Raw genomic sequence first — 8,425 nt, forward strand, 5'->3', positions numbered from 1 at the left:
ATGGATAAAGCTTACATTCAGCAGTATGTGGACAACAATATGCTGGTTGACTTACAGCCCTATGTGGATTCCGGCGTGATTGATCTGTCTAATGTGGATTCCACAGTGCAGGAGTTTGGCCGTGTGGGAGATGGGCTCTACGCCATCTGTATCGGTGTCAATGCACCGGCGCTGCTTTATAATAAAACCTTGCTGGAAGAAAACGGCATTGAGATCAAGGATTATATGACCATGGACGAATTTTTGGATGTGTGCCGGGAGGTTTATGAAAAGACAGGTTACAAGACGAACCTGCAGTACAATAACGGCACCTCCTTTATGGATTATTTCCTGCGTGCATCAGGGGAAACGCTGTTTGGCGAGGATGGACAAATCGGTGCAGGTAAGGAAACCATCGAGGCTTATTTCGATTTGTATGTCACAGGCAAAGAGGAAGGCTGGCTGATCGATCCAAGCGTGTTTGCAGAGGTTTCCATCGGACAGCCGGAGCAGGAGCCTTTGGTGTATGGCTCCTCACCTGACAGAATGTCCTGGTGTGCCTTCTACTTCTCCAACAATATGACTGCAACGGTGAATGCGGCCCCGGAGGGCATGGAGATCGGCATTACCACATGGCCCTCTAACGATATACAGAAATCCAATTATTTAAAGCCTGCTATGTTCTTCTCCATTTCCGTTGACAGCGAACATCCCGACGAGGCTGCGGAAGTGATTAATTACTGGACCAATTCGGTGGAATGTAATGAGATTCTGTTAGGAGAAAGAGGAGTTCCCGTGGCTTCCAACGTGGCAGAGGCAATCACTCCTCTGATGAGCGAGGCGGAACAGACGGTGGTATCCTTTATCAATGACGTGGTTACCCCTCAGTGCTCCGATGTAAGCCCTGCATCACCCAATGGGGCAACAGAGGTTTACGACGTGGTTTATAAGCTGGAGGAGGCAATCTGCTATGGTGAAATGACTGCTGCAGAGGCGGCGGATCAGCTTCTGACAGAAGGAAATGAAATATTGAGCAACAAGCAATAAAAGCAATGAGACCAAATGGCTGCTGCTTAGGCGGCAGCCATTTGTGCGTGAAAGGAGGCAGTTTCCATGAGGGGCAAGCAGACAGCTGCTTTAAAGAAATCAAATACTGCCGGCATCCGTTTCAAAAAATGGCTGAACAAAAACAGTACTGCCGGCGTTATTTTTGCTCTACCCTTTATCATCGGATTTATCCTGTTTATGATCGTGCCCATGGCCATGTCCCTTTATTATTCCTTCTGCAGATTTGAAATATTGGGAGCGCCCAGGTTCATCGGATTTGACAATTACATCAAAATGTTTACGGACGATCCGGAGTTTTACCAATCGCTTTCCGTGACCTTTTTCTACGCCCTTGTGTCGGTTCCCCTAAGGCTTGTGTTTGCGCTGGCGGTGGCTATGATCCTGTTAAAAGGCACGAAGCTTACCGGATTTTACCGGGCGGCCTACTATCTGCCCTCCATCATCGGGGGATCGGTTGCCATCTCTATTCTGTGGAAAAGAATGTTTGCTGAGGACGGAACGGTGAACCGGCTTTTACAGGGGATCGGCATAGACAGTCATTATTCCTGGCTGGGAAGCACCAATACGGCCATCTGGGTGCTGATTCTGCTTTCCGTGTGGCAGTTTGGTTCTTCCATGCTGGTATTCCTCTCGGCCTTAAAGCAGATTCCTGTAACGCTGTATGAGGCGGCAAGGGTGGATGGGGCAGGGGGAGTGAGCAGCTTTTTCAAAATTACCCTTCCCCTGCTCACCCCAACCATCTTTTTTAACCTGATCATACAGATGATCAGCGGCTTTCTGGCATTTACCCAGTGCTTTATCATCACCCAGGGAAGGCCTATGAATTCCACACTGTTTTATGTGGTTTATATGTACCAGCAGTCCTTTAACTTTTATAATACGGGCTATGGAGCTGCCATGGCGTGGGTGATGCTGATTTTGATCTCCCTGATTACCTTGATCTTGTTTAAGACCAAGAAATTCTGGGTCTATGAAGGGGGAATGTAGATGAAAAGGAAAAAGAGGATTAAAACGGTTTTTTATCATGTATTCGTAGCCCTGGGCGCCTTTGTGATGATCTATCCGCTGCTTTGGATGTTTTTCAGCTCCTTTAAGGATACGGACACCATTTTCAACACGGCGGGAGAGCTGATCCCCAGAGAATTTTTGACAGAAAACTATGTAAATGGCTGGCGGGGCTTTGCAAAGGGAAGCTTTGGCACCTTCTTTCAAAATTCGGCCTTTATCGCGGTAACCGCCACCATAGGCACGCTGATTTCCTCGGCTTTTGTGGCCTACAGCTTTGCCCGGTGCAGATTTAGAGGCAGAAAGATTTTGTTCTGCGCCATGCTGGTGTCCATGATGCTTCCGGCACAGATTTTAATGATTCCACAATATTTATGGTACCAGAAGCTGGGCTGGGTGGGAACCTATCTTCCCATGATTGTTCCTTACTGCTTTGCCACTCAGGGATTTTTCATCTATCTAATGATGAATTTTATAAACGGACTTCCCTCTGATTTGGATGAGGCGGCGAAAATTGACGGCTGCTCCTATTATTCCATATTTTTCAGAATTGTGCTGCCGTTAATGAAGCCTGCACTGATTACGGGCGGAATTTTTTCCTTCATCTGGCGCTGGGAGGATTTTTTGGGACCTCTCTTGTATGTGAACAAATCGGAACGGTATCCTGTGAGCCTTGCGCTCAAGCTGTTTTGCGATCCGGCCTCCACCTCCGATTACGGCGCTATGTTTGCTATGTCCATATTGTCGATTCTGCCTCTTTTAGTGATTTTTATACTGCTGCAGAAGTATCTGGTAGAGGGCATCGCCTCGTCGGGCATAAAAGGCTGAGCGATGGCAGATATCGGTATGATATAAGCAGAAGAGGTGAATTATGGAGGATTGGATTGCCCGCCATAAGGCGGAAATGATAGAGGACATAAAAAGCCTGGTGGAGATTCCCAGTGTGGCAAAAACACAGGAGAAAACGTCGTCTGCAGAGGATTTTCCCTTTGGGAGGGAATGCCAAAGAGCGGGGGAGCGTATGCGCCAGATGGCGGAGAAATACGGCTTTTGGACTGAGGACTGCGGCGGAAGATGTGTAAGGATTCAATATGAGAAGGCGGATGGGCTTTCTCCCGATAGGATCGAGATATGGAATCATCTGGACGTGGTGCCGGAAGGGGAAGGCTGGGTTTATCCGCCCTATGAATGTACCTTAAAAAGGGACTTTCTCATCGGACGGGGAGTGTCGGACAATAAGGGACCGGCAGTGGCCGTACTGTATGCCCTTCGGTATTTAAAGGAAAGGGGAATTCGGCTGCATTACCAGTTAAGCCAGGTGTGCGGCCTGAGCGAAGAGACAGGAATGGAGGATGCGGCCTGGTATGTAAAGCAATATGGATCGCCGAAGCTGGCAGTTGTTTCGGACTGCAGATTTCCTCTCTGCTATGGGGAAAAGGGCAGATGCCGGCTGAAGCTTTTGTATGAAGGAGAGCTGCCCCACATAGAAGCCCTTGGGGCTGGACTGGTATCCAACAGCGTTGCAGATACGGCAAGGCTGGTATTGCGGGGACAGCAGGAGAGCTTCCCGGCAAAAGGACTGGGAGAGAAGGCCGCCTGGGGAGAGCTTCCTGGAAATATGACTGTTAAATACCGGGACGGAAAGCTGCATCTTACGGCCAGAGGGATTGGCGGACATGCGGCCGCTCCTGAAAAATGCGTCAATCCCATCGGGATTCTCAGTGATTTTGTTGAAAGGGAAGAAAGCCTGCTTCTTACAAAAGAGGAAAGAAGCTTTTTCGGGTTTCTGAAAAAGAGCTGCAGCGACGGCTATGGAGAAGGACTGGGCATCGCTCTGGAGGATGCGGTGTTTGGGAAAATGTCCTGCGCTGGCACCCTGCTTTGCTTTGGCGGGAAGATGGCGTCACTGGAATTTGACTTGCGTTATCCTCCGAATGCAGATATAAATAGTATGATAGAAAAGATAGAGAGACAGGCAGAGGGCTTTGGGTGGCGGCTTTCGGAAAGCAATGTAAAAAAGGGATATGTGCATGATCCGGATACACGGGAAATGAAGATATTACTTAACGCCTATCGTCAGGTGTACGGGGAAGCAGGACAGCCCTATGTGATGGGCGGAAATACCTATGCCGGTTTTTTTGAAAATGCCGTGGGATTCGGTCCGGGGATACCCAGAACGCCTCTTATGGACCTTCGTCACAAAAAGGCTCTTGAAGCGCTTAAGCTTCCCAATGGGCACGGAGGAGGACACGCCTGCGACGAAGTGCAGTCTCTTCAGGGGCTGTGCGATGCCGTCAAGATTTATGTGACTGCGTTTTTGGCCCTTGATCAAAAAACAGGAGAAAGATAAAATGCTGTCAGAGAAAATAAAAGAACAAATGCTTCAGCTGCTTGAGAGGGAGCTGGTGCCTGCCATGGGCTGTACGGAGCCTATTGCCCTGGCCTTTGCAGGGGCAAAGGCCAGGGAGGTGCTGGGAGAAGAGCCCGTGGAGGCGGCAGCTTACTGCAGCGGAAATATAATTAAAAATGTGCGCTGTGTGACCATTCCCAATTCCGGGTGCCTGGTGGGAATTGAGGCGGCAGTGACCTTGGGCGTGGAGGCGGGGGACGCCGATGCGGGTATGGAGGTTCTTGCCAAGGTTACACAGGAGCAAAGAAAAAAGGTACAGGAGCTTCTGAAAAAGAATTTCTGCAGGGTGGAGCTTTTGGAAAGCCCCTATCCTCTGCATATCCGCCTGGTGGTAAGAGGAGAAAGCCATGAGGCGGAGGTGGAGATCTGCTCCTCCCACACCAATATTGTGTTGTTAAAAAGGGACGGGCAGGTGCTTTTCCAGAAGGAAAAAGAGGATCCTGAGGAAGCCTCAGAGGATTTTTTAAATTTAAAAAATATCAAGGAGTTTGCGGATACGGTGCCTCTTTCTTGGGTGCAGGATATGATAGAGCGGCAGATCCGCTATAATATGGACATTGCAAAAGAGGGCCTTAAGGGAGAGTATGGTCTTGGAATCGGAAAGATCATTAAAGAAGCTTATCCTGACTCCATCGGCACCAAAATGAAGGCCTGGGCAGCAGCAGCTTCCGAGGCCAGAATGGGCGGCTGCGACCTGCCCGTGATCATAAACTCTGGCAGCGGCAATCAGGGAATCGCTTCCTCTGTGCCTGTGATTGTTTATGGGGAGGAAAAGGGAGCGACGCAGGAAAAGCTGTATCGTGGGCTTGTGTTCTCCGCCCTTTTGACCATCTGGCAGAAAAGCTTTATCGGAAGGCTGTCCGCTTTCTGCGGGGCAGTGTCCGCCGCCTGCGCCAGCGGGGCGGCCATGACCTATCTGGACGGCGGTTCCCTGGAGGAAATTAAGATGACCATTTACAATACCCTGGCGGATACGCCTGGGATCATCTGCGACGGGGCGAAGGTCTCCTGCGCGGCTAAGATTGCTTCCAGCCTGGATGCCGCCTATATGGCCCATAACCTGGCGGCCAGAGGGAAATCCTATCAGCCAAACACCGGAATTTTGAAGGAGGATGTGCAGGAGACGGTAAGCTGTGTGGGATACATTGGAAGAGAGGGGATGCGTCAGACGGATTTGGAAATTCTGCGCCTGATGCTGGAATCATAAAAAGGAATCATATTTGGAGGGTGTCTTTGACACTCTCTTTTTATATTGCAATGAACTTTGGAGCTGACGTATAATGGACAAAGGAGGAAGGCGCTATGAGACCAAAGAAGCTGATTTTGTCCGCCTGGGGGCCTTATAGAGGCCGGGAGGAGGTTGACTTTTCCAAATTTGAGAAAAACGGAATTTTTCTGATCACGGGGGCCACCGGAGCGGGAAAAACCACCATATTTGATGCCATCACCTATGCGCTGTACGGGGCCTTGAGCGGAGCAGAGCGGGATAAGGAGAGAAGCAGTGTGCGAAGCGATTTCGCGGATGCAGGCACGCCTACCTTTGTGGAGCTTGTCATGGAGCATGGTGGAAAAACCTACCAGATAAGAAGAAATCCGGAATATTACAGACCCAAAAAGCGGGCCAAAGCAGGCGGCGTTACGAAACAGAAGGAGAATGCGGTGCTTGTTATGCCGGACGGAAGGGTTGTGGAAGGCGTGAGAGAAGTAAATGCAGCCCTTCTGGAGCTTTTGGTGCTGGATTACCAGCAGTTTAAAAAGATTTCCATGATCGCCCAAGGGGAGTTTGCAAAATTTTTGTCAGCCTCCCCCAGGGAAAAAACAGGGATTTTCCGGGAAATTTTCGGCACAGGAGTCTATGAGAGATTCACTCAGGAGCTGGGGATGCGTTCCAGAAGGCTGTATGGGAGCTTTATGGAGCAGAAAAGCAAGCTGGATGAAGATGTCAGTCTGCTTGCGCACTCTCTGGAAAAGGATATCTGGCCAGAGGAGACGTCAAAGGAGCTTGAGCGCCTGACACAGACCCAGGAGAGAAATTATGAGGTAATTAAGGAATGTCTGCAGAAAATGGAGGCTTTGGCGGGAGAAAATGCCCATTCTGCCCAAAAAGAGTATGAGGAGGCGGAAAAAGCGCTGGAGCGGCAGACTGAGGAGATTCGCGCCAGGGAAGAGGAGAACCGCCGGATAGAGCAGCTGGAGCAGGCATGGCGAGAGCTTTGTGAACTGCAGGAAAGGGCTGGGGAGTTTTCGGAGAGGGAGCTAAAACTAAGAGGGGCTGTGAATGCAGCTTTTGTGGAAAGCGTGCGGGAGAAAGAAAGGCAGCTTGCGGATCAGCTTTTGCAAAACAGGGATGAGGAGAAGCGGCAGGAGAAAGAGCTTTTGCATCTGCAAAAAGAGGCTGGGGAGCTGGAGGCAGTCCTGGGACAAGAGATGCGGATCAGAGAGCTTTTGGAAACGGCCAGGGAAAAAGAGGAGCTTGCCCTTGCTTTAAAGCAGCTTAACGCCCAGCTTACGGATCAGCTTGCGGAATTGGAACGAGGGCAGCAGACTTACCTTGCAAAGGAGAAGGAATATTGGGAGCGGAAAAGGGAATATGAGGATGCGGAGCAGAAAAGGCGGCTGTCGGCCATAGGGCTGGCGGCGTCCTTGCTTGAGGAAGGGAAGCCCTGCCCTGTGTGCGGCTCCGTGGTACATCCGGCTCCTGCAAAGCTTAAGGAAGGTGTTTTGGCTGAAGGAGAGCTTTCCCGGCAGAAGAAAATAATTACGGATATGGAGGCGAAGCAGAAGGAGCTTCATGGAGAGCTGGCGGGGAGAAAGAGCCGGGCAGACGACCTGCGGCACAGAATTGAGGAAAAGGAAGAGAAGCTTTCGGAGCGGAAGAAGGCCTTAAGTGAGGAACAAAATCAGATCTGCCTGGAATATCTTGCCATGGAACCGGATAAGGCCGAGGCGCTTTTGAGCAGGCGGTGCGGAAGGGCAAGAGAGATTAAGGGGCTTTTACAGGAGAAGGAGAGAACTTGTAAAAGACTGAAAGACCAGGGAGAAGAGCTTATGGAAAGGCACAGGGAGGCCAAGGAAGCCTTCAAGAGCGCGCTTTCAGAGTATGGCTTTTCCAATGAGGAAGAATACAGCCGCGCAAGACTTCCTATTGGGGAAAGAGAGAAGCTGGAAAGGGAGCTTGCCGACTATCAAAAGAGGACGGCGGCTGTAAGGGAGCTGTACGAGCATTTAAACAGTCAGGTGAAAAAGAAGGAAATCCAGGACCTGCAGCAGCCAAGGCAGATACAGGAGGAGCTGAGGAAGAAAAAGAGCATCGTTTTGGACAGACACAGGCTTTGGGAACAGCAGAGCGCCCTGCTTAAAAAAACCAGGGAAGTGATGGAACAAAAAAGAAGGCGTATGGAGGAGGCGGAAAAAGAATACGGCTATGTGAAGGATCTGGAGAACATGGCCTGCGGGAACAACCCAAAGAGGCTGGTGTTCGAGCAGTATGTGCTGGCCGGCTTTTTTGAGGAAATCCTAAGAGCCGCAAATCTGCGCCTTGGGAAAATGACTTCGGGACGCTATGAGATGTCCCGGGCGGGAGAAGTGGGAGACGGAAGGATAAAGGACAATCTGGAGATTCAGGTGATGGACTATTACACCGGGAAATTCCGTTCCGTGAGGACGCTTTCCGGTGGAGAATCCTTTAAGGCTTCTCTCTGTCTGGCCCTTGGGATGAGCGATGTGATTCAGGCCATGAACGGGGGAATCCGGGTGGATACACTTTTTGTGGACGAAGGCTTTGGGGCCCTGGACGCAGAAAGTCTTGACCAGGCCTGTGATGCCTTGCTTGGCCTGGCAGGCCAAAATTGTCTCATTGGTATTATCTCTCACGTGCCGCAGCTTAGGGAGAGAATCAGTCAGCAGCTTATCATAGATAAAACCGGCGGTGGAAGTCTGATCCGCAATGGTGTATAATAGGAG

At 50.4% G+C, this 8,425-nt stretch carries 6 protein-coding genes; all 6 read left to right on the plus strand.

The features are described from left to right. A partial coding sequence (locus AC1WIP_RS07315; protein ID WP_481141235.1) for an ABC transporter substrate-binding protein occupies positions 1-1,026 on the plus strand: 1,026 nt, incomplete at its 5' end. A gap of 66 nt (positions 1,027-1,092) precedes the next feature. Then, the gene (locus AC1WIP_RS07320; protein ID WP_481141236.1) at positions 1,093-2,034 is read left to right on the plus strand and encodes a carbohydrate ABC transporter permease; all 942 of its coding nucleotides are present in this window, start codon (positions 1,093-1,095) and stop codon (positions 2,032-2,034) included. Then, a complete protein-coding gene (locus AC1WIP_RS07325) occupies positions 2,035-2,880 on the plus strand; it encodes a carbohydrate ABC transporter permease (RefSeq protein WP_481141237.1) in 846 nt (281 codons plus the stop codon). A 43-nt stretch (positions 2,881-2,923) separates the two neighbouring features. Continuing rightward, positions 2,924-4,402: a Sapep family Mn(2+)-dependent dipeptidase gene (locus AC1WIP_RS07330; protein ID WP_481141238.1), complete on the plus strand. Its 1,479-nt coding sequence runs from the start codon at positions 2,924-2,926 to the stop codon at positions 4,400-4,402. Between the two features lies 1 nt (position 4,403). Next, positions 4,404-5,669 (plus strand): L-cysteine desulfidase family protein, encoded by a 1,266-nt coding sequence (locus AC1WIP_RS07335; protein ID WP_481141239.1) that lies wholly within the window; start codon positions 4,404-4,406, stop codon positions 5,667-5,669. 95 nt (positions 5,670-5,764) lie between these two features. Beyond that, a complete protein-coding gene (locus tag AC1WIP_RS07340; RefSeq protein WP_481141240.1) occupies positions 5,765-8,419 on the plus strand; it encodes an AAA family ATPase in 2,655 nt (884 codons plus the stop codon). Positions 8,420-8,425: the final 6 nt, after the last annotated feature.

This window comes from Acetatifactor sp., assembly GCF_982438285.1.